General features: G+C 62.1%; 28 protein-coding genes and 3 pseudogenes. 16 read left to right on the forward strand and 15 right to left on the reverse strand.

The window, feature by feature from the left end; all coding sequences use genetic code 11:
* Genes paaD through ACZ1G0_RS15680 form a run of 3 tightly spaced genes read left to right on the forward strand, consistent with a single transcriptional unit; the run spans position 1 to position 2,311 of the window.
* Positions 1–459 (forward strand): 1,2-phenylacetyl-CoA epoxidase subunit PaaD, encoded by a 459-nt coding sequence (paaD, locus tag ACZ1G0_RS15670; RefSeq protein WP_472737879.1) that lies wholly within the window; start codon positions 1–3, stop codon positions 457–459.
* Between the two features lie 12 nt (positions 460–471).
* Positions 472–1,539, forward strand: coding sequence for a 2Fe-2S iron-sulfur cluster-binding protein (locus ACZ1G0_RS15675; RefSeq protein ID WP_472737880.1), 1,068 nt, complete (start codon positions 472–474; stop codon positions 1,537–1,539).
* Positions 1,540–1,552: 13 nt separating this feature from the next.
* A complete protein-coding gene (locus ACZ1G0_RS15680; protein ID WP_472737881.1) occupies positions 1,553–2,311 on the forward strand; it encodes a Phenylacetic acid catabolic protein in 759 nt (252 codons plus the stop codon).
* A gap of 18 nt (positions 2,312–2,329) precedes the next feature.
* On the opposite strand, the gene ACZ1G0_RS15685 is transcribed toward ACZ1G0_RS15680, so the two are convergent.
* From ACZ1G0_RS15685 to paaG, 4 genes and pseudogenes are all read right to left on the reverse strand, one after another.
* Entirely contained in the window at positions 2,330–2,926 is a 597-nt protein-coding gene (locus ACZ1G0_RS15685; protein ID WP_472737882.1) for a TetR/AcrR family transcriptional regulator, read from the reverse strand.
* 3 nt (positions 2,927–2,929) lie between these two features.
* Positions 2,930–4,240, reverse strand: a complete 1,311-nt coding sequence (gene paaK, locus ACZ1G0_RS15690) for a phenylacetate--CoA ligase PaaK (protein ID WP_472737883.1) — start codon at positions 4,238–4,240, stop codon at positions 2,930–2,932.
* A 22-nt stretch (positions 4,241–4,262) separates the two neighbouring features.
* The gene (gene paaI / locus ACZ1G0_RS15695; protein ID WP_472737884.1) at positions 4,263–4,688 is read right to left on the reverse strand and encodes a hydroxyphenylacetyl-CoA thioesterase PaaI; all 426 of its coding nucleotides are present in this window, start codon (positions 4,686–4,688) and stop codon (positions 4,263–4,265) included.
* Between the two features lie 2 nt (positions 4,689–4,690).
* A pseudogene (paaG, locus tag ACZ1G0_RS15700) lies at positions 4,691–5,475 on the reverse strand (2-(1,2-epoxy-1,2-dihydrophenyl)acetyl-CoA isomerase PaaG).
* Between the two features lie 96 nt (positions 5,476–5,571).
* Between paaG and ACZ1G0_RS15705 the strand changes: the two are divergent.
* The 3 genes from ACZ1G0_RS15705 to ACZ1G0_RS15715 are packed head-to-tail and all read left to right on the forward strand — an operon-like array spanning position 5,572 to position 10,473.
* Positions 5,572–7,581: an FAD-dependent oxidoreductase gene (locus tag ACZ1G0_RS15705; protein WP_472737885.1), complete on the forward strand. Its 2,010-nt coding sequence runs from the start codon at positions 5,572–5,574 to the stop codon at positions 7,579–7,581.
* Between the two features lie 32 nt (positions 7,582–7,613).
* Positions 7,614–9,650 carry a phenylacetic acid degradation bifunctional protein PaaZ gene (gene paaZ / locus ACZ1G0_RS15710; protein WP_472737886.1) on the forward strand — a complete coding sequence of 679 codons (2,037 nt, stop codon included), beginning with the start codon at positions 7,614–7,616 and terminating at the stop codon, positions 9,648–9,650.
* Between the two features lie 37 nt (positions 9,651–9,687).
* Positions 9,688–10,473 (forward strand): PaaX family transcriptional regulator C-terminal domain-containing protein, encoded by a 786-nt coding sequence (locus ACZ1G0_RS15715; RefSeq protein ID WP_472737887.1) that lies wholly within the window; start codon positions 9,688–9,690, stop codon positions 10,471–10,473.
* 1 nt (position 10,474) lies between these two features.
* On the opposite strand, the gene ACZ1G0_RS15720 is transcribed toward ACZ1G0_RS15715, so the two are convergent.
* From ACZ1G0_RS15720 to dctP, 4 genes and pseudogenes are all read right to left on the reverse strand, one after another.
* Positions 10,475–11,197: a TRAP transporter large permease subunit gene (locus ACZ1G0_RS15720; protein ID WP_472737888.1), complete on the reverse strand. Its 723-nt coding sequence runs from the start codon at positions 11,195–11,197 to the stop codon at positions 10,475–10,477.
* A 16-nt stretch (positions 11,198–11,213) separates the two neighbouring features.
* Positions 11,214–11,582, reverse strand: a pseudogene (locus tag ACZ1G0_RS15725) (TRAP transporter small permease); the annotation flags it as partial.
* A 65-nt stretch (positions 11,583–11,647) separates the two neighbouring features.
* Entirely contained in the window at positions 11,648–11,983 is a 336-nt protein-coding gene (locus ACZ1G0_RS15730; protein WP_472737889.1) for a hypothetical protein, read from the reverse strand.
* Positions 11,980–12,609 (reverse strand): TRAP transporter substrate-binding protein DctP, encoded by a 630-nt coding sequence (gene dctP / locus ACZ1G0_RS15735; RefSeq protein WP_472737890.1) that lies wholly within the window; start codon positions 12,607–12,609, stop codon positions 11,980–11,982. The genes ACZ1G0_RS15730 and dctP overlap by 4 nt, the downstream gene beginning before the upstream one ends.
* Between dctP and ACZ1G0_RS15740 the strand changes: the two genes are divergently transcribed.
* The 3 genes from ACZ1G0_RS15740 to ACZ1G0_RS15750 are packed head-to-tail and all read left to right on the forward strand — an operon-like array spanning position 12,598 to position 14,454.
* Positions 12,598–13,059, forward strand: a complete 462-nt coding sequence (locus tag ACZ1G0_RS15740) for a TetR/AcrR family transcriptional regulator (RefSeq protein WP_472737891.1) — start codon at positions 12,598–12,600, stop codon at positions 13,057–13,059. The genes dctP and ACZ1G0_RS15740 overlap by 12 nt on opposite strands.
* Before the next feature lie 10 nt (positions 13,060–13,069).
* On the forward strand, positions 13,070–13,636 hold the full coding sequence (locus tag ACZ1G0_RS15745; RefSeq protein WP_472737892.1) for an amidase family protein: 567 nt from the start codon (positions 13,070–13,072) through the stop codon (positions 13,634–13,636).
* Complete coding sequence (locus ACZ1G0_RS15750) at positions 13,633–14,454, forward strand: amidase family protein (RefSeq protein WP_472737893.1); 822 nt, start codon at positions 13,633–13,635, stop codon at positions 14,452–14,454. Before ACZ1G0_RS15745 ends, ACZ1G0_RS15750 begins: the two co-directional genes overlap by 4 nt.
* A 45-nt stretch (positions 14,455–14,499) precedes the next feature.
* Here ACZ1G0_RS15750 and ACZ1G0_RS15755 read toward each other — a convergent pair whose 3' ends face one another.
* The 3 genes from ACZ1G0_RS15755 to ACZ1G0_RS15765 form a co-directional block, all read right to left on the reverse strand.
* Complete coding sequence (locus ACZ1G0_RS15755) at positions 14,500–15,816, reverse strand: TRAP transporter large permease (RefSeq protein ID WP_472737894.1); 1,317 nt, start codon at positions 15,814–15,816, stop codon at positions 14,500–14,502.
* Positions 15,813–16,307 carry a TRAP transporter small permease gene (locus ACZ1G0_RS15760; protein ID WP_472737895.1) on the reverse strand — a complete coding sequence of 165 codons (495 nt, stop codon included), beginning with the start codon at positions 16,305–16,307 and terminating at the stop codon, positions 15,813–15,815. Before ACZ1G0_RS15760 ends, ACZ1G0_RS15755 begins: the two co-directional genes overlap by 4 nt.
* Positions 16,308–16,368: 61 nt before the next feature.
* Complete coding sequence (locus ACZ1G0_RS15765) at positions 16,369–17,403, reverse strand: TRAP transporter substrate-binding protein (protein ID WP_472737896.1); 1,035 nt, start codon at positions 17,401–17,403, stop codon at positions 16,369–16,371.
* 261 nt (positions 17,404–17,664) lie between these two features.
* Here ACZ1G0_RS15765 and ACZ1G0_RS15770 point away from each other — a divergent pair, with 261 nt between their 5' ends.
* The gene (locus ACZ1G0_RS15770) at positions 17,665–18,108 is read left to right on the forward strand and encodes a MarR family winged helix-turn-helix transcriptional regulator (RefSeq protein ID WP_472737897.1); all 444 of its coding nucleotides are present in this window, start codon (positions 17,665–17,667) and stop codon (positions 18,106–18,108) included.
* Here the strand turns inward: ACZ1G0_RS15770 and ACZ1G0_RS15775 are convergent.
* Positions 18,105–18,551, reverse strand: coding sequence for a MarR family winged helix-turn-helix transcriptional regulator (locus ACZ1G0_RS15775; protein ID WP_472737898.1), 447 nt, complete (start codon positions 18,549–18,551; stop codon positions 18,105–18,107). The two genes, ACZ1G0_RS15770 and ACZ1G0_RS15775, sit on opposite strands and share 4 nt — an antisense overlap.
* Before the next feature lie 139 nt (positions 18,552–18,690).
* Between ACZ1G0_RS15775 and ACZ1G0_RS15780 the strand changes: the two genes are divergently transcribed.
* From ACZ1G0_RS15780 to lhpI, 6 genes and pseudogenes are all read left to right on the forward strand, one after another.
* Positions 18,691–19,641 (forward strand): MBL fold metallo-hydrolase, encoded by a 951-nt coding sequence (locus ACZ1G0_RS15780; RefSeq protein WP_472737899.1) that lies wholly within the window; start codon positions 18,691–18,693, stop codon positions 19,639–19,641.
* Between the two features lie 30 nt (positions 19,642–19,671).
* On the forward strand, positions 19,672–21,297 hold the full coding sequence (locus ACZ1G0_RS15785; RefSeq protein WP_472737900.1) for an FAD-dependent oxidoreductase: 1,626 nt from the start codon (positions 19,672–19,674) through the stop codon (positions 21,295–21,297).
* Positions 21,298–21,299: 2 nt separating this feature from the next.
* On the forward strand, positions 21,300–21,485 hold the full coding sequence (locus tag ACZ1G0_RS15790; protein ID WP_472737905.1) for a DUF2783 domain-containing protein: 186 nt from the start codon (positions 21,300–21,302) through the stop codon (positions 21,483–21,485).
* Positions 21,486–21,571: 86 nt separating this feature from the next.
* Positions 21,572–23,617 (forward strand): FAD-dependent oxidoreductase, encoded by a 2,046-nt coding sequence (locus ACZ1G0_RS15795; protein WP_472737901.1) that lies wholly within the window; start codon positions 21,572–21,574, stop codon positions 23,615–23,617.
* Positions 23,614–23,840 (forward strand): annotated as a pseudogene (locus ACZ1G0_RS15800) (aconitase X swivel domain-containing protein); the annotation flags it as partial. The gene ACZ1G0_RS15795 and the pseudogene ACZ1G0_RS15800, both read left to right, overlap by 4 nt.
* Positions 23,817–25,277: a cis-3-hydroxy-L-proline dehydratase gene (lhpI, locus tag ACZ1G0_RS15805; RefSeq protein WP_472737906.1), complete on the forward strand. Its 1,461-nt coding sequence runs from the start codon at positions 23,817–23,819 to the stop codon at positions 25,275–25,277. The pseudogene ACZ1G0_RS15800 and the gene lhpI, both read left to right, overlap by 24 nt.
* Here lhpI and ACZ1G0_RS15810 read toward each other — a convergent pair.
* The 3 genes from ACZ1G0_RS15810 to ACZ1G0_RS15820 form a co-directional block, all read right to left on the reverse strand.
* Positions 25,272–25,643 carry a hypothetical protein gene (locus tag ACZ1G0_RS15810; RefSeq protein ID WP_472737902.1) on the reverse strand — a complete coding sequence of 124 codons (372 nt, stop codon included), beginning with the start codon at positions 25,641–25,643 and terminating at the stop codon, positions 25,272–25,274. The genes lhpI and ACZ1G0_RS15810 overlap by 6 nt on opposite strands.
* 66 nt (positions 25,644–25,709) lie before the next feature.
* Entirely contained in the window at positions 25,710–25,904 is a 195-nt protein-coding gene (locus ACZ1G0_RS15815) for a hypothetical protein (RefSeq protein ID WP_472737903.1), read from the reverse strand.
* A gap of 14 nt (positions 25,905–25,918) precedes the next feature.
* Positions 25,919–26,970 (reverse strand): alanine racemase (locus ACZ1G0_RS15820; protein WP_472737904.1); only part of this gene is annotated, 1,052 nt, incomplete at its 5' end.

Here is a 26,970-nt window from a genome sequence, read left to right on the forward strand (position 1 = left end):
ATGAAACCATCCGAGGCATTGGTGTGGGATTGGCTGGACGATGTGCCGGACCCCGAAATCCCGGTGATTTCGGTGGTTGATCTGGGCATCGTGCGCGGCGTGGCATGGGACGGCGACACCCTGGAGGTGGCGGTGACGCCGACCTATTCGGGGTGCCCGGCGACCGGCGTGATCTCGATGGATATCGAAACGGCGCTGCATGATCGTGGCATCCGTGACGTGCGGATCAAGACACAGATCAGCCCGCCATGGACCACCGACTGGCTGTCGGCCAAGGGTCGGGCCAAGCTGGAAGAATACGGCATCGCACCGCCCCGTGCCGCCGGCGGGCCGGAGTGTTGCCCCCGCTGCAAATCCCAAAACGTCGCACGGATCAGTCAGTTCGGATCCACCCCCTGCAAGGCGCAGTGGCGGTGCAACGACTGTCTGGAACCCTTCGACTATTTCAAGTGTATCTAAGGAGCGCATGTGATGGCCCGCTTTCATCCCCTGTCCGTGATCGACGTGACCAAGACCATCCGCGATGCGGTTGTTGTGACGCTGAAACCTGAAAACGGCGGCGACTTCGATTTCACACAAGGTCAGTATCTGACCTTTCGGCAGGATTTCGACGGCACCGAGGTGCGCCGGTCCTATTCGATCTGCGCGGGCAAGGATGACGGCGTGTTGCAGGTCGGCATCAAAAAGGTCGAGGGCGGCGCCTTTTCCACATGGGCCAACGAAAACCTGGCCCCCGGCATGACCCTGGAGGCGATGGAACCCATGGGCAGTTTCCACACCCCCATCGACCCCTCGGCGGCCCGGAACTACCTTGGGTTTGCGGGCGGGTCCGGGATCACGCCGGTTCTGTCGATCATGAAAACCGTTCTGGCCCGCGAACCGCACAGCACCTTTACGCTGGTCTATGCCAACCGTGGCGTGAACACGATCATGTTCCGCGAAGAGTTGGAGGACCTCAAGAATTCCAACATGGGGCGGCTGACCGTGATCCATGTGCTGGAAAGTGACGCGCAGGACATCGACCTGTTCACGGGTCGGGTCGATGCGGACAAATGCAAGGCCTTGTTCAGCCATTGGATTGATATCGAAAGCATTGATACCGCCTTTATCTGCGGGCCGGAGCCGATGATGCTGGGCATTGCCGCGGCGCTGCGCGATCACGGTCTGACCGATGATCAGATCAAGTTCGAGCTGTTCGCCAGCGCCCAGCCCGGTCGATTGAAACGCAAGGCCGTCAGTGCCACGGGCGGGGCCGCCGCCAAGGCGACCGAGGCGACGATCACCATGGATGGATCGGCGCGGACCTTCACCATGGACAAGGATCAGTCGATCCTGGACGCGGCCCTGGAAAACGCGCTGGACGCGCCCTATGCCTGCAAGGCGGGGGTCTGTTCCACCTGTAAGTGCAAGGTGCTGGAGGGCGAGGTCGAGATGGTCGCCAACCACGCGCTGGAAGACTACGAGGTCGCGCGCGGCTATGTCCTGTCGTGCCAGTCCTTCCCCGTCACCGACCGTGTGGTCGTGGACTACGACCAATAGGACGGGGCGGGCCATGACCGATCAGATGGATATTGCAGATTATCTTGCCCAAGGCGGCCGCCTGACAAATCCGGCCAATGTGCCCACGCGCTATCGCGCGGAGCTGATGAAGATCATGGCCACCTTTGTGGACAGCGAACTGGCCGGGGCCGCAGGCTTTGCCGATGTGATCAACGCAGGGCCCGGCATCAAGGAACGCATCGCCGCCGCGCGCATCGTTCTGGAAAAGACCGACAACGCGGACCAGGTGCTGCGCCTGATGGGGCAATTCGGGGCCAACACCGACCGCTACGCCAGCCACCATCCCTGGACGGACCGCCTGCCCCGCGACACCCCGCCCGGTGCCACCCGCAACGCCCATGACATGCGCCTGTCGGTGCTGAACTATCCGCTGGACGGGTGGGTGGATGCGGTGGTGATGAACATGCTGATGGGGACGGCCGTGGGCGTGCAGCTGTCGGAATTCCTGACCTCCTCTTACCAACCGTTTGCCGAGGCGATCCGCGACATCATCCCGACCGAACAGCGCCACACGGAACTGGCGATCGAGGGTTTGCAAAAGCTGATGGCGGAGGGGCAGCAAGACGCCATCGCCCAAAGCGTCGCCTACTGGTGGCCCCGGGTCAGCGACAGTTTCGCGGTGGGGGCCTCTGGGCGGACCGAAAGCCTGCAAGCCATGGGTCTGCGCCGCGACTCGAACGCAAACCTGCACGAGTCGTGGGCGACTCGTGCAGGTTCTGTGTTGAATGACCTTGGCCTTGACCGGCCCTGAGCGCACCCCTTTCGCGGGTCACAACCCCCGCGCGCCGTTCAACGTCAGCTGCGTGACAAGCTGTGCATATTCCTCGCGGGCGGTCTGGTCGGCGGGGCCGTTCCACATGTAAAACCAGTTCAGCATCCCGAACACTGACATCACCGTCGCGCGCAGTTTGCGCCGGTCCCCGTCAAACGCCGCAGGGTTGATGGCGTTCACGACGCCGCTTAGCTGTTCGACTAGATCCCTTTGATATGATTTAAGAATATGCTGCTGCTCCGCAGGCAAAAGCGGGATGCCTTCGGTCTGGATTTTATGTTCGTGGTCCATGCCTTCATAGGCGCGCAGGGTTTCCACGACGATCCGGCCCAACTGCGCGGCGGGGTCCAGACCGTCCAGATCAAGCCCAAGCAGACGGTCCCGCAGTTCCGACAGATAGGTGTCGAGGATGTCAAACAGCAAGGCGTCCTTGCTGCTGTAATAATGGTAGATATTGGCCTTGGAGATGCCGCAATCCTTGGCCACCTGAGACATCGACGCCCGTGCAAAACCTTGTTCGGCAAAGACACGCGCGGCGACGGTCAGGATGTGCCCACGCTTTGCATCGTGGTCTTTTGCGATGGGGCGCGACACGGATTATGCCTTGTCGCGGATGTCTATGACACGCACCGCCTTGCCCTGACTGCGCGCGACGGTGCCCGGATCGCCCACCTGCACTTCGGTCGAAATCCCCACCATGTCTTTGATTCGCTTGGTTAACATCCGGGCGGCGGCCGTCTTCGACAGCTCATCCGCCGCATCGGTGCTGGCCTCGACCAGAACACGCAGGGCGTCCATCCGGCCGGATTTGTACAACTCGATCTGGAAATAGGGCGCAAGGCCGCCGGTCGCCATCACCTGTTCTTCGATCTGGGTCGGGAACACGTTGACGCCGCGCAGGATGATCATGTCGTCGGACCGTCCGGTGATCTTTTCCATCCGCCGCATAGTCCGCGCCGTGCCGGGCAAAAGCCGGGTCAGGTCGCGGGTGCGGTAGCGGATCATCGGCATCCCTTCCTTGGTCAGCGTGGTAAAGACCAGCTCCCCTTCCTCGCCATCCTCGACCACTTCGCCCGTGGTGGGGTTGATGATCTCGGGGTAGTAGTGATCTTCCCAGACGTGCAGGCCGTCCTTGGTTTCCACACATTCGTTTGCCACACCGGGGCCCATGATTTCCGACAGGCCGTAGATATCGACGGCGTGCATGTCAAAGGCCTCCTCGACCTCTTTGCGCATCGCGTTTGTCCAGGGCTCGGCCCCAAAGACACCGACCTGCAGAGAGGATGAGCGCGGATCAATCCCCGCCTTGTGGAACCCTTCAAGGATATTGAGCATGTAGGACGGCGTGACCATAATGCCCGTCGGCTGGAAGTCGGTGATCAGGCCCACCTGTTTCTCGGTCTGCCCGCCGCCCATGGGCACCACCGTAGCCCCCAGTTTTTCGATGCCGTAATGCGCGCCAAGCCCGCCCGTAAACAGGCCGTAGCCATAGGCGTTGTGCACGATATCCCCCGCCCGCAGGCCCGAGGCCCGCAAGCTGCGCGCCAGTGTATCGGCCCAGACGTCGATGTCATGCTTGGTATAGACGACAACCGTGGGCTTGCCGGTTGTCCCCGAGGACGCATGGATGCGGACCAGTTTGTCCTTGGGCACAGCGGCCAGCCCAAAGGGGTAATTCGCGCGCAGGTCGTCCTTGTAGGTGAAGGGGAACTTGGCAAGGTCTTTCAAGTCTTTGAGGTCATCAGGACGCACGCCCGCCGCGTCGAACCGTTCGCGGTACATCGGCACGTTGTCATAGGCGTGGCGCAGGGACCACTTCAACCGCTCCAGCTGCAGGGCCATGATTTCATCACGGCTGGCGATTTCAATCGGGTCCAGATCGGCTTTGTTCGGGCTTAGGTCTTTCATGTCGTTTCCTCCACACGTCGGATTATTCTTGGAACAGGTGGCCTTTGATGGATCGGGACAGGCCGCGCATTTCCGCGACTGTCTGGCCATTTTGATTTTCGACCCGCACGTCATAGATGCCGCTGCGCCCGGTCAAGGAAACTTCGCGCGCCGTTGCCGTCAGCCGATCGCCCAGCTTGGCGGGGGCGGTGTAGGTGATCATGTTGTTCTGCGCCACGGTGGCTTGGTTCCGGCTGTTGCAGGCAAAGGCAAAGCAGCTGTCGGCCAGCGCAAAGGTGATGCCGCCGTGGCACATGCCGTGGCCGTTGCAGTGGTGCTTTTCAACCTGCAGGGACAGGACGGCCTGCCCCTCGTCCACGGAGACGATGGTCATGCCCAACCATTGGGATGCCCCATCGGTGGCCCACATGGCGGCGGCGGATTTTTCGGCGCGTTCCTTCGGGGTCATGGTCATGCGCCTTTGAACGCGGGGGCGCGCTTTTCCAGAAACGCCGAAACGCCCTCGGCGTAATCCGCGCTTTCGCCGCAGGTTTTCATATAGCTGGCCTCAAGCTTCAGATGATCTTGCAGCGTGTCTGTGGCGCTGGCCTGGATCGCGGCCTTGGTCAGGCCCAGCCCAAGGGTGGGGCCGTTGGCAAAGGTTTCGGTCATTGCGCGGGCCTCGGCCATCAGGGCGTCGTCGGGAATGGCCTTCCAGATCAGGCCCCAGTCTTCGGCCTGTTGCGCGGGCAAGGGTTGCGCGGTGAAGGCCAGCCCCTTGGCCCGTGCCTCGCCCAGCAGACGGGGCAAATGCCAGCTGCCGCCGGTGTCGGGGATAAGGCCAACCTTGGAGAATGACTGAATGAACTTGGCGCTGTGGGCGGCCAGAACCACGTCACAGGCCAGCGCAAGGTTGGCCCCTGCCCCGGCGGCCACACCATTGACGGCGCAGACCACCGGAAAGTTGAGCGACCGGATCAGGTTGACCAAGGGCGCATAGAAGGTGCGCACCGTGGCCCCCAGATCGGGGGGGACGTCATCTTGGACGGGTCGCGGTCGCCCAGATCCTGACCCGCGCAGAACCCCCGCCCGGCCCCGGTCAGCAACACCGCCCGGGCCCCGTTGTCCCGTGCGGTCTCCAAGGCGTTGCGCAAGGCCCCGTGCATTTCGTCATTGAAGCTGTTGAGTCGGTCGGGCCGGTTCAGAGTGATTTCTGTCCAGTTTTCATGTGTTTGAACAAGGATCGTATCGGTCATGGTGAGTCTCTCTGGGGCGCTGTCGGAATACTCCTTGCATAAACCGACCGGTTGGTCAATTAAGGATGCAGATTTCAGAATCCGATGGAGACCGGCATGAGCGTTGTGGATGTGCGTGTAGAAAACGGGCTGGCATGGATCACTGTGAACAACCCGCCCGTGAACGCGACGTCAACGGCGGTGCGTCAGGGCTTGTTGGACGCCGTGCAGCAGGTGCAGGGCGCGCGCCTTGCGGTGCTGCAATGCGCCGGGCGGACCTTCATCGCGGGTGGCGACATGAGCGAGTTTGACGCCCCGCCCCAAGCGCCGCACCTGCCCGATGTGGTCAACGCCATAGAACACAGCGCAACGCCCTTTGTGGCGGCAATGCATGGCACTGTGCTGGGCGGTGGGCTGGAGATTGCCATGGGCTGCGCGTTTCGGATCGCGGCGCCGGGCACGCGCTTCGGCCTGCCCGAGGTCAACGTGGGCCTGATCCCCGGCGCGGGTGGTACGCAGCGCGCGCCGCGCCTGTTCGGATGGGACGCGGCGATTGACATGGTGTGTTCCGGGCGGATGATTTCGGCACGCGATGCCTTGGCGTTGGGTGCGATTGATGCCATTTCCGATGACGTGGCGGCGGCGGTTCAGGACCTGCCAGCGGTGGCGCCCGTGCCTGTGTCGATGCGCGAAGCGCCGTCCTTTGACGCCGATTGGATCACAGAGAAACGCGCGACCTTGAAACGCCGCGCCAAAGGGCAAGCCGCCCCCCTGCTGAACCTTGATGCCTTGCAGTGGGCGGTTCGCCCCTTTGCGGACATGCAGCCAAAGGAACGCGCCTTGCATCTGGAACTGCGCAGTTCCGACGAAAGCCGCGCCCTGCGCCATGCCTTCTTTGCGGAACGCGCGGTGGCGCAGCCCGCTGAAATCGCTGGGGCCAAGGCGGCGGACATCGAGACCATCGCCGTTGTTGGCGGCGGTCTTATGGGGGCCGGTATCGCCGCGGCCTGCCTTGCAGCGGGCTATCGTGTCGCCTTGGTGGAGCGCGACGCTGATGCCGCCGACGCCGCGCGGTCCCGTGTGCATGGGTTGGTCGCAGGCGCGTTGACGCGTGGCAAGATCGACCAAGCGAAACACGATGACCAGATCGACAGGTTCACGGTCGGCGCGGGCTACGAGGTGGCGTGCGGTGCGGACCTCGCCATCGAGGCTGTGTTCGAGGATGTCGCCGTCAAACAGGCCGCCTTTGCGGGGCTGTCGGCGGTCATCGGACCTGACGCGATACTGGCGACGAACACGTCCTATCTGGACCCGCAAGACATCTTTGCCGGGATCGAGAACCCCGCCCGGTGTGTCGGGCTGCATTTCTTTTCGCCGGCGCATATCATGAAACTGCTGGAGGTCGTGAAGCTGCCCGCGACCTCGTCTGACACGCTGGCCACGTCCTTTGCCCTGGCCAAGCGGTTGCGCAAGGTCGCGGTTCTGTCGGGTATTTGCGACGGGTTCATTGGCAACCGGATGCTGGCCGCCTATCGGCGCGCGGCGGAATACATGCTGGCCGATGGGGCCTTGCCCGATCAGATCGACGCTGCCATGCGCGCCTATGGCATGGCCATGGGTCCCTTCGAGGCGCAGGACATGAGCGGCCTGCAAATCGCCCTTGCCAATCGCCGCAGGCAAGACAGCACCCGCCCCACAGCCGAGCGTTACGTCACGATTTCAGACAAATTGTGCGCACAGGGCCGCTTGGGCCAGCGCGCGGGCAAGGGCTGGTATCTCTATGCCGACGGGGACCGACGCCCCAAGGTGGACGCCGCGGTCACAGACCTGATCGAGGCTTATTCGGCGGAGCAGGTGATCACCCGCCGCGCCTATACCCAAGCCGAAATTCAGACGCAGCTGCTGGCCGTACTGGCCAATGAAGGCGCGCGGATTGTCGAGGAAGGCATCGCTGAAAACGACGCCGCCGTCGATATGGTCAAACTGCATGGCTACGGTTTTCCGCGATGGCGTGGGGGGCCGATGTGCGCCGCAGACACCGCCGGGGCGGATGCGATCCGCAGTGCCCTTGAGACCCTGGAGGCGCAAAGCCCCGGGTCCTGGGTCCGCGCCGCGCGCTACACCTGATCCGCCCGAATGATCTTTTGAAAGGAACCGATATGACCCTGATAGATGTCCAGAGTTTTGCCGCCGGTCAATGGGTGGCCCCCGATGCAAACGCCCGGCTGATTGAAAACGCAGTGACCGGCGCGCCGATGGGGCGGGCGGGGAATGACACGCTCGATGTGCAGGCAATGTTGGATTATGCGCGGGACACGGGCGGCCCTGCCCTGCGCAAGATGACGTTCCATGACCGCGCCCGCATGCTTAAGGCGCTGGCCTCCCACTTGGGCAAGAACAAGCAGGCGCTGTATGACCTGTCGTTTGCCACGGGTGCCACGCAGTCCGATCACATGATCGACATTGACGGCGGGGTGGGCACGATGTTCGTCTTCGCGTCCAAGGGGCGGCGCGAGATGCCGGATGCCCATGTCTATCTGGATGGCAACGTCGAACAACTGTCACGGGGCGGCACCTTCTTGGGCCAGCATATCGCAACACCCTTGCAAGGCGTGGCCGTGCACATCAACGCGTTCAACTTCCCTGTTTGGGGCATGTTGGAAAAGCTGGCCCCGACCCTGCTGGCCGGTGTGCCTGCGATCGTGAAACCCGCAACGGCCACGTGTTATGTGACGGAACTGGCCGTCAAGATTATGCTCGACAGTGGGATCCTGCCTGCCGGTGCGGTGCAGCTGGTCTCGGGCGGCTTGGGCGATATGCTGGATCGCCTGACCTGTCAGGATGTCGTCAGCTTTACCGGGTCCGCCGATACCGCGTTCAAACTGCGTTCGGCCCCGCATATCCTGCGCAATTCGATCCGCTTTGTGGCGGAACAGGACAGCCTGAACGCCTCGATCCTTGGGCCGGACGCCGTGCCGGGCACGCCGGAATTCGACCTGTTCGTCAAGGAAGTGCAGCGCGAAATGACGACCAAAGCCGGGCAAAAGTGCACCGCCGTGCGCCGGATCCTTGCGCCCCAGTCGCAGGTGGATGCGGTGATCGAGGCGCTGAGCGCGCGTCTTGCTAAGACCGTGATCGGTGATCCACAGGCGGAGGGCACCCGCATGGGGGCCTTGGTCAACAACGCCCAGAAACGCGATGTTCTGGAAAAGGCCGCCATCATCGGTCAAGAGGCGGAGCGTGTCTATGGCGACCCTGCCGCCTTTGACGTGCACGGGGCCGATGGAGATGCAGGCGCGTTCCTGCCGCCGATGCTGTATCACTGTGCCGACCCGGACAATGCAGTGCGCATCCACGACACAGAGGCCTTCGGCCCGGTTTCCACGATCATGGGTTACCGTGATCTGGATCATGCGATTGCGCTGGTGAACCGGGGTGAGGGGTCGCTGGTGGCCTCGGTCATCACCCATGACAGCGCCGTTGCGCGCGAGGTTGCGCTTGGCGCAGGCGCGTTCCACGGGCGGCTGTATTTCAACAACCGTGACAGCATGAAGGAATCCACCGGCCACGGGTCCCCCCTGCCCCATATGGTGCATGGCGGTCCCGGGCGCGCGGGCGGCGGCGAAGAGATGGGGGGCGTGCGCGGCGTGATGCACTACATGCAGCGCACTGCGATCCAGGGCAGCCCCGATATCCTGTCCGCGATTGGGGACAAATGGGTGCCGAATGCGACAGAGCACGCGGCCCCGGCCCATCCGTTCACGCGCACGTTCCACGACCTGACCATCGGCGAGACGATCCACACCGACCCGCGCAAGGTCACGTTGGAGGACATCGAACACTTTGCCGAATTCACCGGCGATACCTTCTATGCCCACATGGACGACGCAGCCGCGCAGCGAAACCCGTTTTTCCCGGGTCGCGTGGCCCATGGCTACCTGCTGCTCAGCTTTGCGGCGGGTCTGTTCGTGGAACCGAATGAGGGCCCTGTTCTGGCCAACACCGGCCTTGATAACCTGCGTTTTATGAAACCGGTCGAGGCGGGTGATTGCATCAAGGTGCGACTGACGGTCAAACACAAGACGCCGCGCAACGAGGAATACGGCGAGGTGCGGTGGCACGTCACCCTGACCAATCAGGACGATGATCTTGTGGCGGAGTACGACCTTTTGACCATGAACGCCTATACCGCCTAGGCTTGGCAGGTTTGCCTTTGCGCCCTACAAGGCGCGGATGGACAGCGCAGCCTTTCAGGACATCGTCAGGATTTTGACGCAAGGCCAGACCCCTCGGGTCTGGTCTTTGCTGGTGACGGTGTTTGGGGACCTGGCGCAAGAGGACGGTGCCCAGATCAGCGGGCCCTTGTTGCGGCAGTTGACCAAGGTGATCGGGATCAAGCCCGAAGCGATGCGCGTGGCCCTGCACCGACTGCGCAAGGAAGGCTGGATCGAAAGCCGCCGTCAGGGGCGCAGCAGTGTTTACTTCCTGACCGACTGGGGACGCGCGCAGACGGTCGCGGCCTCGCCAAGGATTTATGCCACAGGTCCCGACGCCTCACAGGCGTGGCTGGTGGTCTTCAACCCCGCTCATACGGTGCCCAATGGGCCGCCGGGTGCATGGGTGTCGTCCAACATGCTGCTGACGGACAAGGCGCCGGACCACATCGACGGCTATGTGCATCAGGTCCCGGCGGACGCCCGCCTGCCGGACTGGATGACGGAAAAGGTGGCAGGTGCGGAAACCGTCGGGCTGGCACAGGACCTGTTGCAGGCGCTTGACCGCGTGGGCACCCAATTGCCTGCGTCCCTTTCGGCGCTAGAGGTCGCGGTGCTACGCATATTGATCGTGCACGGCTGGCGGCGCATTGTGTTAAAGACTCCGGTCCTTGCGGATCACGTGTTCCCGCAAATGTGGTGCGGAACGCAGTGCCGTGCCCGCGTCTCTGCCCTGTTGGCGCAAAACCCCCAGCCGTCCCTGGACGCGCTGGAGGCCGAGGTTTCATCCGACGTGGCGACCTAGGCTAAATCAGTGCCAGCGACAGCCACGGCACGAAGCTGACCAAAAGCAGCATCACCAGCATAAGCGCGATGAAGGGCAGCACAGAAACGGTCACAAGGCTGAATTTCTCTTTGAACGCCGTAGACGCGACCAGCAAGTTCAGCCCCATCGGCGGCGTCAGCAACCCGATTTCCAGGTTCAGCACCATGATGATGCCCAAGTGGACCGGATCAATGCCAAACGTCGCGGCCACCGGCATCAGCAGCGGCCCAAAGATCAGCAGGGCCGAGATCGTGTCCATGAACATGCCCACGACCAGCAACAGCAGGTTCATCATCAGGATGAACAGGATCACGTTGCCGATATTGGCCTGAAGCCAGGCCCCCAAGGCGTTCGGAATGCCCTCGGTGGCGAGAAAGACGTTCACGCTCATGGCGATTGCGATGATGGAGATGATGGACCCCAGCAGAGCAACGGTGTCCTGCACGATGGTGTAAAGGTCGCGCACGGTCACTTCGCGGTGCAGGAACATTTCAACCAACAAGGCATAGACCAGTGCCACGGCAGCGGATTCCGTGGGCGTGAAGAACCCTGAATAAATACCGCCCAACAGCAGGATCGGGATGAACATCGCCGGGCCACCACGCATCAAGGCCTTGCGCAGGGACTTGCGTGTCTCGGGCGTCGGAGTCGGCATGTCCCTGTTCACATAAAGCGCATAGGCCACCATGATCCCCGTCAGCATCAAAGCACAAGTATCGCAACCCCGCAGAGGCAAAACCGTAGGGCAGCGCAAGCTGTGCAATCCAGATTTCCAGTTTCAGCGGCGGTGTCGTGAACCCCATCGCCTTGTTCTCCAGCACCAGCATTGCGCCGAAATAGGCCCCGGCAGACATCACGAGTGCACCTACGCAATGGCCCACCCGTAGGGTCACAGGGTCATAGCGGGCAGGAATGACCCCATCCATGACCGACGGGCGGATGTGCCGGTTCAACGCAACAGCGACCGCAATGCCGATCAGGGCCGACCCATTGGCCAGCAGAACGGCCATACGTTGCCCCCCAAATGGGAGAGGCGAAGATCTCGCGCGAGATGACATCGGCAAACAAGATTGCGGCGGCAATCGCATAGAAAGCCCCCGCAACCAATGTTTCCACGGTCAACAAAGCAGATAGAAACCGCTTCATTTCCTGATTAGCCTGCGGTGCAGGCATCACGGGCGGCCACAACTTCGTCATAGACGCGCTGTGCTTCGCCACCGGTGCTGGCAATCAGGTCCTGCATGTTTTCTTCGGTCCAAATGGCGGCCCATTCTGCGCGCTGCTCGTCCGTCAGTTCTGCGATGGTGCCGCCGTTTTCAACGTGGCGGGTGCTGAAGAAGTTGATTGCACCGCGCACAGCGGTACGCAGCGCATCTGCGGGCTCCATGGCTTCGTTGAAGTGCGCCTGCTCTTCTGCGGACATGGCGTCCCAGACACGGGTCGACATCAGCATGACGGAAGGCTGATAGATGTGACGGGTGCGGGTCATGTGGGGGAAATCTTGCCAATGCCGCCAGCGACATAGGAAATGGTTGGCAGCTCACCGCCCTCAACCAAACCGGTCTGCAGGCCCGTTGCCACGTCGGAGAATGGCAGTGGCACGCCGGATACCCCAACCGCGCGCCAATACAGGTCGTGGTTGGCAGAGGTGCCCACGCGCATCTTCAGACCCTCTAGGTCGGCGGGGCCGGTGACGGGTTCGTTGGTGAACAGGTTTTGCCAACCCAGTTCCTGCCACTGGACCAGACGCAGGCCGCGCTCTTGGAACAGGGCGTCAAAGGTGTCGGCCAGGTGGTTGGCCAGGGCGCAGTCGGCTTGCTCGAAGCTATCCCAGAAGAACGGCGCCACCAGCATGGAGACCTCGGGCACAACGCTGGACACGGCGGTGACCGAGAAGATGCCGGCGTTCAGACGGCCGCGTGCGGTCTGTTTGATCGTGTCGGTTTCCGCGCCCAGCTGGCTGGCGGGGAACACTTCGATGCTCATTGCGCCGCCGGAGATCTCGGCCAGGTTTTCCGCTGTCTTCTCCAGATGCGTCACCCATGGCGTGCCATTCGGAGCAGCCGTGGAAATCTTGAGCGTGTCGGCGTGTCCACGGGCAGTTTGTATCATCATTTTGGGTCCAAGAACGGAATCATCCTGCGTCTTGTGGAAGAATTCATATCCAGCGCGCTTGCCGATCTGGAGGCCCTGGACCTGTCCGATTGCACGTTTGAGGAACGGCTGCGTGCCTTGCTGGATATGACCGCATTGCAGTTCCGCAACAATTCCGAGTTCTATCGGTCCATGTCCCAGCGGGTTCAAATTGATCCCGGTATTTGGGAGCCCCTGCGCGAAGTGCGCAAAAAATTTGAAGACCGGATTTTCCACGAGCTTGGCCAAGACCTCATTGCGCGCGGCATCCCGAAACCGCGCGCAGCCATTCACCGTATGATGCAGGCCATTCTGGGCATTCTGACCCATTCAGTGTTGTTTGACTCGGGCCCTGTGGGCCCTTCCCACCCCAACCTAGAGCCGCAGGTTTATGCCATCGGCCACGCAATTCTTATGTTGCAGGATCACTAAGGAGCCCGAGATGGCATCAGAAATCACCCTTTGGTCAGCCGTGGAAACCGCCGAGAAGATCCGCAGCAAAGAGGTTTCGGTGGTTGAGGTGACGCAAGCGCAGATCGAACGCATGGACCAAATCAACCCATCCATCAACGCCATCACGACACCGGTCCATGAGGCGCTGGAGGTGGCTGCGCAATTGGACGCCGCCGGTGTGCCCGAGGTATGCAGCCCCCTGCACGGCGTGCCGGTCACAACCAAGATCAACGTGGATCAGGCCGGTTATCCGAACTCCAACGGTGTTGTCGGCTTCAAAGGGAACGACGGTCCCCATGATTCCCCCGTGGTGGAAAACCTGAAGGCGGCGGGTGCGGTTGTGATCGGTCGCACAAACACGCCCGAATTCTCTATGCGGTGGAGCACGTCGAACCCGCTGCACGGTGTGTCGTTGAACCCGTGGGATGCGACCGTGACCCCCGGGCGGGTCCAGCGGTGCGGCAGCGGCGGCCGTGGCCAGTGGGATCGGGGCCGTGGCCCACGGCAACGATCTGGGAGGGGTCCTTGCGGTATCCGGCCTATTGCTGTGGCGTGACGACGATCCGCCCGTCCTTTGGTCGCGTGCCCGCCGGCAGTCCCAACCAAGTCAACGAGCGCCCGCCCCTGACTCAAACCATGTCCGTGCAGGGTCCAATCGCACGATCCATCGCGGATGTGCGTGCTGGGCTTCAAGTCATGTCGATGCGCAACAGCCATGATCCCTTGCAGGTGAACGCGCCGGACAGCGGACGTCTGCGCGACGGCGGGGTCACGGTGGGGTATGCGTTCAATCCTTTCGACGCGTCCTTGGACCCTGCCGTTCAAAGCGCGATGACCATGGCGGTGGATGGTTTGCAAAGCGCAGGTATCACCACGCGCGAAATGACCCCGCCCCATGCAGAGGAGCTGGTGGACCTGTGGGGCGGTTTGTTGATGACCGAGACTCGCCACACGTTGTACGCCGCAATCCAAGAATATGGATCGGCAGAGATGAACCGCATGGTCGAATACTATTTTGACCGGTTTCCCGCCCTTGATGTCGACGGCCTGTTCGCGGCTTTGTCGCGCAAGATTGCGGTGCAGCGGGCGTGGTCGCAGATGTTTGACGAGGTCGATCTGTTCATGATGCCGAAGTCGTTGTTGCGGCCCTTTGAGAACGATCTGGATTTCAAGGCCCCGGACCGTATCCCCGAGATTCTGGACGCGCAAAAGGCGCTTCAGGCGATCAATCTGCTGGGCCTGCCCTCTGTGGCGCTGCTCACGCATTTGGAGGGCAGCGTGCCCCTTGGGGTGCAGCTTGTGGCGCCCATGCACGATGACTGGTTTGCCTTGGATGTGGCCGAACGCCTAGAGGCCGAGTTGGGCACGATCTGACGGCAGTCGCCCGTTTGGGCCTGACGCCTTGACGATGGGTCGCCGCTACATTGCGGCGACCAGCCAGAGTGACAGCCCCGGGATCAACGCGATAAAGGCAAGGCGGAAAATATCCGCGATCCAGAACGGCAGGACGCCGCGGAATATGGTCCCGATCGACACGTCCTTGAGGACGGATTTCAGGACAAACACATTCATCCCGACAGGTGGCGTGATCAAGCTGATCTCTGTGGCCACAACCACCACGATGGCAAACCAGATCAAGGCATATTCGGGGTCTTGCAGAAGTTCGTTCGCGAACTCCAGCTCGAACATCAGCGGGTAGAACACCGGGACCGTCAACAGCACCATCGACAGGCTTTCCAGCACACATCCCAACAGCATGTAGATCAAGATGATGGCGCCGATGACCATCCACGGCGACAGTTGCCAGTCATAGACCACAACGGCCAAGGCATCGGGCAGGCCCGCGAAATTGACGAAGTTGGTAAAGATCTCTGCGCCGATGATGATTGCAAAGATCATCGCGGTGGTGCGGACACTGTCCAAAATGGCGTCAAAGAAATCCCCAAACGACATCGTGCGCAGGCCGACCGCGATCACAATGGATGCGGCGGCGCCCATGCCAGCGGCCTCGATCGGGGTAAAGAAGTTGCCGTAGATGCCCACCATAATGAACAAAAACAGGCCTAGAACACAGGTCACGCCGATCTTGTCCGACCGGGTCATTTGCGGGATTTCGGTCACCGGCGGTGCAAGATCGGGATTGAAGGCCACGGCAATGCGCACGGCGATCAGATACAGGATAACACCCAGGATGCCGGGGATCACCCCTGCGATGAACAGATGCGCAATGTTGGATTCGGTCAGCAGGCCATAGATGATCAAAATCACGCTGGGCGGGATCAAGATGCCAAGGGTGCCCCCTGCCGCGATGGACCCCGTTGCAAGGCGATCATCATAGCCGAATTTGCGCATGGAGGGCATAGCGACCTTGGACATGGTGGCAGCCGTCGCAAGGGACGAACCGCACACGGCAGAGAATCCGCCGCACGACAGCACGGAGGCCATGGAAAGCCCTCCCGGCATCTTGCCGAACAAACGGTTCGCGCCCGCAAACAATCCCTGGGCCACGCCCGACTTTGCCAGGACATTGCCCATGAACACGAACAAGGGGATCACGGACAGGCTGTAGGACAGGCCGGTGTCAAAGGCGATTTGCCCGGTCATTGCCCAGGCCGGCTCCCACCCCCGCAGATAGGCAAAGCCAAAACCACCGACCGCGGCCATCGCAAGGGCGATTGGCACGCGCAGCAGGATCAGGCCCAGTAGAATTGCGAAGGCGATCAGGGAAATGGTCACGATGAACCCTCTTTCGTCGGAAGGGTGGCTGTGGTGTCCACGGGCAGGATAAAGCCACGCAGAATGGCCAGAAGTGCGCTGACCACGCAGGCAATCGCCGCGGCATAACCGAAGGGTGCAAGGGGGATGCTCAAGGCATTTGTAACCGCGCCATCCGTGGCAGCCTTGTCGGAATGAACCCACAGCCGCCACGCGAATGTCAGGAACACCGCCGCGGTGAACAGACCGCCAAAGGCAATCAGAACCCGGTTCGCGCGTTCGCCAAACGCAAAGGCCAGAAGGTCCACTTCGACATGTTCACGGCGTTCGGTGGCCAGGGGCAAGGCCGCGAAGACCAGCGCGACCAACAGGACTTCGGTCATTTCAAAGGCCCCGTTCAGCGGTGCATTCAGAAAGTAGCGTCCGATCACGTCAATACAGGTGATGCTGACCAGGATCACCAAAAGCAGGGCCGCAACGACGCCAAGACTGCGTTCAAGAAGCGGCTGCACAGAGGCCCCCGCGCGTGCGCGGGGACCTGTGTCTTTCAGGTGCGGCTGGACCGACACGGGCTTAATATTCCACGCCGGTCTGCGCGCGGAATGCGGCCAGGGCGGCTGTGCCGTCAGCGCCGGTCTCTGCCACGGCGGCTGCCCATTCGGCTTCACGCTTTGCGGCGGCTGCCTTGATGGCCTCCACCATCGCGGGGGAAGCTTCGTGCAACTCGATACCGGCCTCGCCGATTTCCTTGACGGATTCGATGTCAGACTCGTCCCATGCCTTGCCGGCCATTTCGGCAAAGACCGTGCCCGAGATCGCCTCGATCGCGGCTTGGTCCTCGGCAGAGATCGAATCCCATTTGTCGCCGTTCATCACAAGGAACCAGCTGGTGTTGTAGAACCCGCCGGGGATGGTCATGGAATGGGTCAGGTAGTCGGTCAGTTTGAACGACGTCACACCATCGGGTGGGAAGGTCACACCGTCGATGATCCCACGCGACAGCTGTTCGAACACTTCGCCCGAGGACATGAACAAGGTGGTCGCGCCCAGATCGCCCATCAGATCGGCAATGTAGCCGCCCGGTGTGCGGATTTTCAGACCATCGAGGTCCGAAGGTTGCTCGATCTTCTTCACGCCGTTGTTCAGCATGCCGGGGCCGTGCAGGAACAGGCCCAGCAGTTTGACGCCCTCGTGTTCCGCATCGGCGTTCAGCTGACCGGTGTAGATGTCCCAGAATGCCTTGGAGCCGCTGACGGCATCTTCGGCCAGAAACGAAAACTGGCCGATGCGCGATCCGAGGAAACGGTCATCCGTCGTAAAGGAATGCAGGCCATAGGTGATGTCCGCGATGCCTTCGACAGCCATGTCGTAGTGTGCAGGTGGCGCGCCTGCGGGCTTGCCCAGAACGCGCACGGTGACGCGGCCGTCGGTGACCTTGGCCACTTCACGGGCCCAAGGCTTCATGGCGTTAACCACAAGCGTGTGGCGAGGTGGTAGCCAGCTAGACATCACCAGCTCTGTGTCTGCGAATGCGGGCGTGCTCAGCGCGCTGACGGCCGTAACGGCGGATGCCAGCAGCATCGCAAAAGTAGTGTTTCCAAGTTTCATGAAGTCTCCTCCTCAGGACGTAAGTATGTGTGCTTTGGGTCGGGGTGTGGATATCGCCCTTCGTGCACGCCCCAAACCTTGGGCCCATGATGCCCAAAGTGCGGCGGGCATCCGGGTGTCAGGGCGATCAATTGCGTGGGCTGTATCCGGTCCTCCCCGACCGATCAGCAAGTCTCTCCTCTGGGCACGTGCTTAACGCGCTGAAGTGATCTCGTCAACTTTGTTGCAAATGAAACGTTTTGCCGTAGGGTGTGGTCTGTCATGAACCTGAACGATTACTTTCCATACCAATTGGCCTCCACGGCCGAAGCTTTTTCGCGAAGGTTGACGCAAGTGTATGGTCGGAACTACGGGCTGTCCCGCGAGGAATGGCGCCTGTTGCTGTTGTTGGCGGATGCCAAGGAGCTGACGTCACTGGAACTGGCAAAACTCACGACCTTGGATAAGGTGCAGATCAGTCGCGCGGCGCAGAAACTGGACGACAAGGGATGGATAACCCGCTGCGTCTCCCGCGCGGACAAGCGGATCAAGGTCTACGCGTGCACAGAGGCGGGTCAGCAGATTTTCCGGGAAATCTATCCAAAGGTAGAAGGCAAGGCAGCGTCAATCCTAGGGCACCTGACCGAACAGGAGCGCAAGGACCTTGAACGCGGCCTCGCGGCTTTGAAGCGGGCCGTCCATGCGCATGATACCGAGCTGGATTAGTCAGCGGCTGGATGTTGCGCCAGCGTGTCCAGCGCGCGGTGCAGCGCCTCGCCCTGATCGCCCAGACGTGCATCCAGTTCCGATTGGAACGCTTGGGCGATGGGAATGAGTTGGTCCAACAGCGACTGTCCCTTGTCCGTCAGGGCCAGCCTCAGCAGCCGTTTGTCCGCCGCATCCACGTGTTTGGTGACCAGTCCATTGGCCTCCAGACGGGACGCGGCCCGGCTGACCTTGGATTTCTCCAGATTGGCCTTCTTCTGGATGTCACGAATGGACGGCGCATCGCCATAGCCGACATTCAGCAACACCCGCCATTCGGCCATCGATATATCGAAGCGGCGTTTGTATTGCCGTGCCATTTCCGCGCTCAGGTCGCTGGCGATGATCGTCAGACGATAAGGCAAATATCGCTGTAGATCGAATTCTATCTGACCATCGGGCATGCAACGCCTCCGTTCTGCTCGCAGTGTAATCCGAAAGTCGTTGCAACTGCAACAATACACTTGACATCGTTGCAATTGCAACGAATGGTCAGGCAAAGCCCCGGCACGACTGCCGACCCACAGATCAAGGACACTTCACATGGCCAAAGCATTTGCATCCCAAGGGGACATGACCGAAAAGAAGATCACCTTCGACGAGGTGGGCGATGGCCTGTATGCTTTCACCGCCGAAGGAGACCCGAATTCCGGCGTGATCATCGGTGACGACAGCGTCATGATCGTCGAGGCGCAGGCCACCCCGCGCCTGGCCGAAAAGGTCATCGACTGTGTGCGCAGCGTGACCGACAAACCCATCAGCCATGTGGTGTTGACCCATTATCACGCGGTGCGCGTGTTGGGGGCCTCGGCCTTTGACGCGGAAAACATCATCATGTCAGATGCCGCGCGCGGCATGGTGGTCGAACGGGGCCAAGAGGATTGGGACAGCGAATTCCAACGCTTCCCCCGCCTGTTCGAAGGCCATGAATCGATACCCGGCCTGACTTGGCCCACCGCCACCTTTTCCGACAGCATGACCGTCTACCTTGGCAACCGCCGCGTGGATATCAAACATCTGGGCCGCGCGCATACCGCAGGCGATGCCATCATCCATGTGCCCGATCAGAACGTCATGTTCACCGGCGATATCGTCGAGGATCATTCCGCCTGCTATTGCGGCGACGGGCATTTCGCGGACTGGGGCAACACGCTGGACAACATTCTGGCCTATGACGTGGACGCCGTGGCCCCCGGTCGGGGCGGTGCGTTGATCGGCAAGGAGGCCGTTCAGGGCGCGATTGAAAGCACCCGGGATTTCGTCGAAAGCACTTACAGGCCCGCCGCCCGCGTCGCCGCCAAGGGCGGTACGTTGAAAGACGCGTGGGATGCAGTGCGCGACGCCTGCGATCCAAAGTTCGCCGATTATGCGATCTATGAACACTGCCTGCCCTTCAACGTGGCCCGCGCCTATGACGAGGCGCGCGGGATCGTGCATCCGCGCATCTGGACGGACAAGCGCGATCTGGAAATGTGGGAACAGTTGCAAGGCTAAGGCGCGGTCAGCACGCAAAGGGGGGACACCATGCTAGACGACAGATATTCGCTCGCGTTCAAACTGTATCCGTACGAAAGGCACGCCGAGCAGGCGGCCGACGTGGCCACCCGTCACCCGGTGGTGGTGGTCGGGGGCGGGCCGGTCGGTCTGGCCACGGCGCTGGATCTGGGCCGTCAGGGCGTGCCGGTTGTGGTGCTGGATGACCACGAAGGCATCGGCATGGGCAGCCGCGCGATCTGTTTTGCCAAACGCACCCTTGATATCGCGCAGCGGTACGGCTGTGCGGCCCCAATGGTTGAAAAGGGCATTGTCTGGAACGTCGGCAAGGTGTTCCAGGATGACCGGCAGGTGTTCGAATTCAACCTGTTGCCCGAGGAAGGCCACGCCAATCCGGCCTTTATCAACCTGCAACAACCCTATTTCGAAAAGTTCATCTTTGAACAGATCTGCGCCGAGCAAGCCAAGGGTGCCCCGATCGAGATCCGCGGCAAGAACCGTCTGGATGCCATCGAGACCCATGACGACCATGCGGTCCTGACCGTGATGACCCCGGACGGCCCCTACACCCTCGAGGCGGATTGGGTCGTGGGCTGTGACGGTGCAAACTCGCCCCTGCGCGGGATGCTGGGTCTGGAATTTGAAGGCCGCGTGTTTCAGGACAGCTTCCTGATTGCGGATATCAAGATGACCTCGTCGGCCTTTCCCACGGAACGCTGGTTCTGGTTCGAGCCCTACTTCAAATCCGGTGCCTCGACCCTGCTGCACAAACAGCCCGATGATGTCTGGCGCGTGGACTTCCAGATCGGCTGGGACGTGGACCGCGCCGAAGAGATGAAAGAGGAAAACATCCGCCGCCGTCTGGACGCGATGCTGGGCGAGGGTGTGGAATATGAAATGGTCTGGTCCTCCATCTACACCTTCCAATGCCGCCGGATGGAGAAATTCCGCCACAACCGGGTGATCTTTGCGGGCGACAGCGCGCATCAGGTGTCGCCGTTCGGGGCACGCGGGGCGAACTCGGGCATTCAGGACGTGGACAACCTGGGCTGGAAACTGGGCGCGGTGATCAAAGGCCGCGCGCCCGAGGCCCTTCTGGACACCTATGACGAGGAGCGCATTTTCGGCGCCAACGAGAATATCCTGAATTCCACCCGCGCCACGGATTTCATCACGCCGAAATCCAAGATCAGCCACCGGTTCCGCAATGCGGTTCTGACGCTGGCCGAAAAACACGCCTTCGCGCGCCCCTTGGTCAATTCGGGCCGCCTGTCGACGCCCTGTGTTTACGACGCGTCGTCCTTGAACGGCGAAGATGCCTTGCCCGGCGGACCTGCTCAAACCCGGCTGGGCAGTCCGTGCAAGGACGCGCCCGTCAAGGACGGCTTCTTGCTGCAACACTTGGGCGATGATTTCGTCCTTCTGTCTATTGATGCGGAAGTCCCCGACACCATGGATGTGGACGGAATTCCCGTGCGCATTGTCCAGGTCTCTGCCACCGATGACCCGACAGGGGCCTTGGCCGAACGCTATCTCGGCGCGGCCAAAAGCGCGGTGTACCTGATCCGCCCCGACCAACACGTCACCGCTCGCTGGGCGGACTTTGATCGCGAACGCTGCCGCGCCGCCGTTTTGAAATCTTGTGCAAAGGGATGACCATGACACGCCTTGTGACAGACCCAAATCTTGCAAAACCTGACGATTTCTATGCCGATCTAATCGAAGCCCATGCAGGCAAGACCGACGCCGAAAGCGAGGATTACAACGCGCGGCTGATCATTGTGCTGGCCAATCACATCGGCGACCCGGATGTGCTGCGCGAAGCCTTGGCCTTGGCGCAATAGTCAAAGGGTCCACGCGACGCACAACTTGCGCCAATTGAACTTTGCCAACACAGTCAGGCAAGGCCACTTTTGATTGCGAGCACATGATGACCAAAGACCCGCTGCTTCAGCCCTATCAACTCAAACATCTGACGTTGAAGAACCGGATCATGACGACCAGCCATGAACCGGCCTACCCTGAAGACGGGATGCCCAAGGACCGCTACCGCGCCTATCACGCCGAACGGGCCAAGGCGGGCGTGGCGTTGGCGATGACGGCCGGGTCGGCGGCGGTGTCGCGCGACAGCCCGCCCGTGTTCAACAATGTGCTGGCCTACAAGGACGAGGTGGTCCCGTGGATTCAGGATCTGACCGACAGCTGCCACGAGCACGGCTGCGCTGTGATGATCCAGCTGACGCACCTGGGGCGGCGCACGACCTGGAACAAGGGCGACTGGCTGCCTTCCTTGTCCTCGACCAAGCACCGCGAACCGGCCCACCGCGCCTTTCCCAAACTGATCGAGGATTGGGATATCGACCGCATCATCACCGATTTTGCGGACGCCGCCGAACGGATGAAGGCGGGCGGCATGGACGGGATCGAATTGCAGGTCTATGGCCACCTGCTGGACCAGTTCTGGTCGCCCCTGACGAACGAATTGTCGGGGCCTTACGGCGCGGACACGCTGGAAAACCGGATGCGGTTCCCGCTGGATGTGCTGGCGGCCGTACGCAAACGGGTGGGGGCGGAGTTCATCATCGGTTTCCGCTATACGGCGGATGAGGCGCAAAAGGGCGGGATTACCGCCGCCGAGGGGCTTGAGATCTCGCAAAAGCTGGCCGCGACGGGTCAGCTGGATTTCCTGAACGTGATCCGGGGGCGCATCCATACGGATCCGGCCATGACCGATGTGATCCCCGTGCAGGGCATGAAAAGTGCCCCGCATCTGGATTTTGCGGGGCAGGTGCGCAAACTGACGGGCATGCCCACCTTCCACGCCGCCCGCATTCCCGATGTGGCCACTGCGCGCCACGCGATCGAGGCGGGGCTGTTGGATATGGTCGGCATGACCCGCGCCCATATGGCTGACCCCCATGTCGTCAAAAAGATCATGGAGGGGCGCGAGGACGACATCCGGCCCTGCGTCGGCGCCACCTATTGTCTGGACCGAATCTATCAGGCGGGCGACGCCCTGTGCATCCACAACGCGGCCACGGGGCGCGAGTTGTCCATGCCCCACGACATCACCCCCGCCGCGACCCCGCGCAAAGTGGTGATCGTCGGCGCGGGTCCTGCAGGGCTGGAGGCCGCGCGGGTGGCTGCCGAACGGGGCCACGACGTGACTGTGTTTGAGGCGCAGCCCGACCCGGGCGGCCAAGTGCGCCTGACGGCCCAGAACCCCCGGCGGCGCGAGATGATCGGAATCATCGACTGGCGCATGGCCCAATGCGCCGCCCGCGATGTGGTGTTCCATTTCAACACCTGGGCCGAGGTCGACGACATCACCGCCCTGAACCCCGATGTGGTCATCATCGCCACGGGGGGCCTGCCCAATCTTGAGCTGTTCGAAACGGGGACCGAGGCCGCCCATGTCACCTCTGCCTGGGATCTGATTGCAGGCGATGTGAAGCCCGCGCAGAACATCCTGATCTATGACGAAAGCGGCGACCATCCGGGCCTACAAGCCGCCGAGGTCGCCGCAAGCGCAGGCGCAACCGTAGAGGTCATGACCCCCGACCGCACCTTTGCCCCCGATATCATGGCCATGAACCTGGTGCCCTACATGCGGTCCCTGCAAGACAAGGATGTAACCTTCACCGTCACGCGCCGTCTGCTGGGCGTGGCGCGCAACGGCAACCGCCTGACCGCCACCATCGGCACGGATTACAGCGATCACACCCGTGAAAAGGACTACGATCAGGTGGTGGTGAACTACGGCACTTTGCCGATGGATGACCTCTATTTCGAGCTGAAGGCCCACAGTCGCAACGGCGGTGCGGTGGACCATGACGCCCTGACCGAAGGACGCCCGCAAAAGGTGGTGCGCAACCCGGACGGCGCGTTCCAGCTGTTCCGCATCGGGGATGCCGTGTCCGCCCGCAACACCCATGCGGCGATCTATGACGCCCTGCGGCTGGTCAAGGACCTATGAACACCCTGTTCGTCGCGGCACAGGCCCGGGGCGCGGTTCTGGCCTGCGCCGAAGGGCTCAGCTTTTGGGGCGGTGTAGACCCGGACACCGGCGTCATCATCGACGCGCACCACCCCAACCACGGGGCTGCACTGGCAGGGCGGATCGTGTTGATGCCCACCTCGCGGGGTCGTGCAGCGGCAGTGGCGTACTGTTGCAATTGGCGCGCGGCGGGGTCGCCCCTGCGGCCTTGGTGTTCCGCGAAACCGAAGAGATCTTGACCCTCGGCGCGATGATTGCGGACCGCCTGTTTGGGTGTCCCGTGGCTGTTCTGCGCCTGTCGCCCGAGATCTATGACGCGTTGGCGCAGGCGGATCACGCGCAAATCACGGATGACATGCTGCGCTTCACTGGGCATGCCATCCCCTTGACCCGGCCCGAAACAGATGCCCTGCACCTGACCGATACGGATAAAGCGATGCTGGCGGGTCAAGAAGGACCCGCCTGTCAGGTCGCCATGGAGGTGCTGTGCCTGATGGCCGCCGCCCAAGGCGCGACGGACCTGATCGACGTCACGCGCGGGCATATCGACGGCTGTATCCTCGCCCATGATGCCAATCTGGATTTTGCGGAAAAGATGCATGGGATGGGCGCGCGCATTCGGATCCCCACGACAATCAACGCGATTTCGGTGGATCGGGACAACTGGCAGACCCAAGGGGTCGTGCCTGATTTCGGACGCAAGGCCAGCAGATTGGCCGACGCCTACGTCAAGATGGGCGCGCGCCCGACATTCACCTGCGCGCCCTACCTGCTGGACGATGGACCCACACAGGACGAGGCCATCGGCTGGTCGGAATCCAACGCCGTGATCTATGCCAATTCCGTGCTGGGCGCACGCACGCAGAAACACCCCGATTACCTGGACCTGTTCATCGCCATGACCGGCCGCGCCCCTTTGACGGGCGTTTATCTGGCGCAGAACCGGGTGCCGGTGTGCGTGGTCCACGTCACCCCGCCCGACCGTTTCGACGACGCCCTTTGGCCCATGCTGGGGTGGTTGGCGGGTGCAAAATCCCCCGCTGGTATCCCCATCCTGACCGGGGTGGAGCATCTGTCCCCCACGCCCGATGACCTCAAGGCGTTATGCGCGGCCTTTGGCACGACCTCTGCCGCGCCGCTGATCCATGTGCGCGGCCATACGCCCGAAGGAGACGGGCCACTGCCGGCCACTCGGTTCATCGTCACACGGGCCGATCTGGCCCAGCTTTGGCAGGACTTGAACACAGGCGCGCAACGGGTCGATCTGGTGGCGATTGGCAGCCCCCATGCGTCCTTGTCCGAATGCCAGCGCTTTGCCGCGCTGTTGGGTGACGGCACGTGCCGGATCGACACGATCCTGACCGTAGGCCGCCAGACCCTTGCGGCGATGCAGGCCGATGGCACGCTGGCCGCGTTGGACCGGGCGGGCGCGCAGGTTTTGCCGGACCTGTGCTGGTGTTCGATCATGGAACCCGTGTTCCCGACCACCGCCGCCGTACTAATGACGAACTCGGGCAAATACGCGCACTACGGCACCGGGTTGTCTGGCCGCAAGGTCCGCTTTGGCAGTCTGGCGGCCTGTGCCAAGGCCGCGACAACCGGGCAGGCAGAGGCGCTGCCTGATTGGTTGGCGTCATAGCGCCGTCAGCACCGCCTGCGCCATGAACAGATCCTGCAAGGATATGCCGGAGCTGTCGAAAATGGTGATGTCATCGGGGGTCTCACGCCCCATAGCTTCCCCCGATAGAACCGTACCAATGGCGGTCAGGGTGCGGGCGGGTCCCGCGTGCTGAAACTCTCCGATCCGGGCGGATTGCGAAGGCAGGTCACAGAACAAACGCGCGTGTTCAAACAGCTGCGGCGGCAGTTCCTGTTTGCCTGCGTCGTCTGACCCCATCGAGGAGATATGCGTGCCGGGGCGAACCCAGGCGGCGTCAAACAAGGGGGCCGTGGCGGTCGTGGCGGTGACGATGTTATCGGCGGCGCGCACTGCGGCCTCGTCCATCAACATAATGGTCGAGGCATGACGCGGCAGGTCGCGCGCGTCATTGGTCGGAAAGTATGACCCGACCTAGAATCCGGCCAGCCCCGGCCCCGCCGCAGACTTGATCGAGAACCGGTTTTGCGGGTCTCTGGCGTGGGCATTGACCACGGGAAAGCTGTTGGCGTCCGGGTCGGTGGCCGCGATCAGCGCGGCGCGCACGGCGTCATAGGCAAAGGCCGGGGTGACAAGGGCGCTGGACTGCGCCTCGGTAACGTAGATCATAACCCGTTCCTTCCTTACCAACCGCCAAAGCGGTGCCAGACCCCGGTCACGGTCTGATCCTCTGCCAGCACGTTATAGCGGTCGTATTGGGCGGCGGTCGCACAGGCGTGGTTGGGCAATATCCGCAGATGCGTGCCAACTGGCAGATCGGGCAAAGGTCCTTCGGCACCGGGCCGCAAAGCGATAATGCCGTGTTCCTGATTGGCCCCGCTGACGATCAGATCGGGGATCACGCGCCCTTGGGCATCGCACACGACACCATATCCCTGATCCACATCCTGCGCGGCGGTGCCCCGATCGCGCGACATGGCCATCCACCCGGCATCGACCATCACCCACCCCTTGGCGGTCTGGTGCCCGATGACGGTGGTCAGCACGCTGAGCGCGATATCATCCACGGTGCAAACATCGATCCCCGCCATGACCAGATCAAAAAACATGTAGACGCCCGCGCGCAGCTCGGTCACGCCGGTCAGGTCGCGGGCACCATGGGCGGTGGGGGTGGACCCGACACTGACGACAGGGCAGGTCATCCCGGCGGCGCGCAACGCAAGGGCAGCGCTCACGGCAGCGCTGCGTTCAATCTCGGCAAAACGCGCGTGTTCCTCGGCCCCGCGCACAGTGTAGCTTTCGCCCGCGTGGGTCATCACCCCGCGCAGGCAGCCCGCGTCGTGCAAGATGCGCCCCACCCGGGTCAGGGTCGGATCATCGAACTGTAGCCCGCCGCGATGACCGTCGCTGTCAATCTCGATCATGGCCGGAACGCCTGCCTCGGCCACCGCCTGGGCTTGGGCCGTATTGTCGAGGATGACCGTCAGGTCGCACCCCTGTTGCCGCAACGTCTGCACACGGGCCAGTTTCTGCGGCGCAATGCCGACAGCATAAAGGATGTCCTTATGGCCCGCCGCGAAGAACGCATCGGCCTCGGCCAGGGTGGACACTGTGATCGGTGTGTCGGTGCCGTCCGCAAGGCAATCCGAAATCGCCACGGATTTTGTGGTTTTGACATGGGGGCGCAGGGCCACGCCAAGCGCCTTGGCCTGCGCGTCAAGGCGGTGGATGTTGC

Source organism: Thalassobacter sp. HA4-2 (assembly GCF_055693705.1).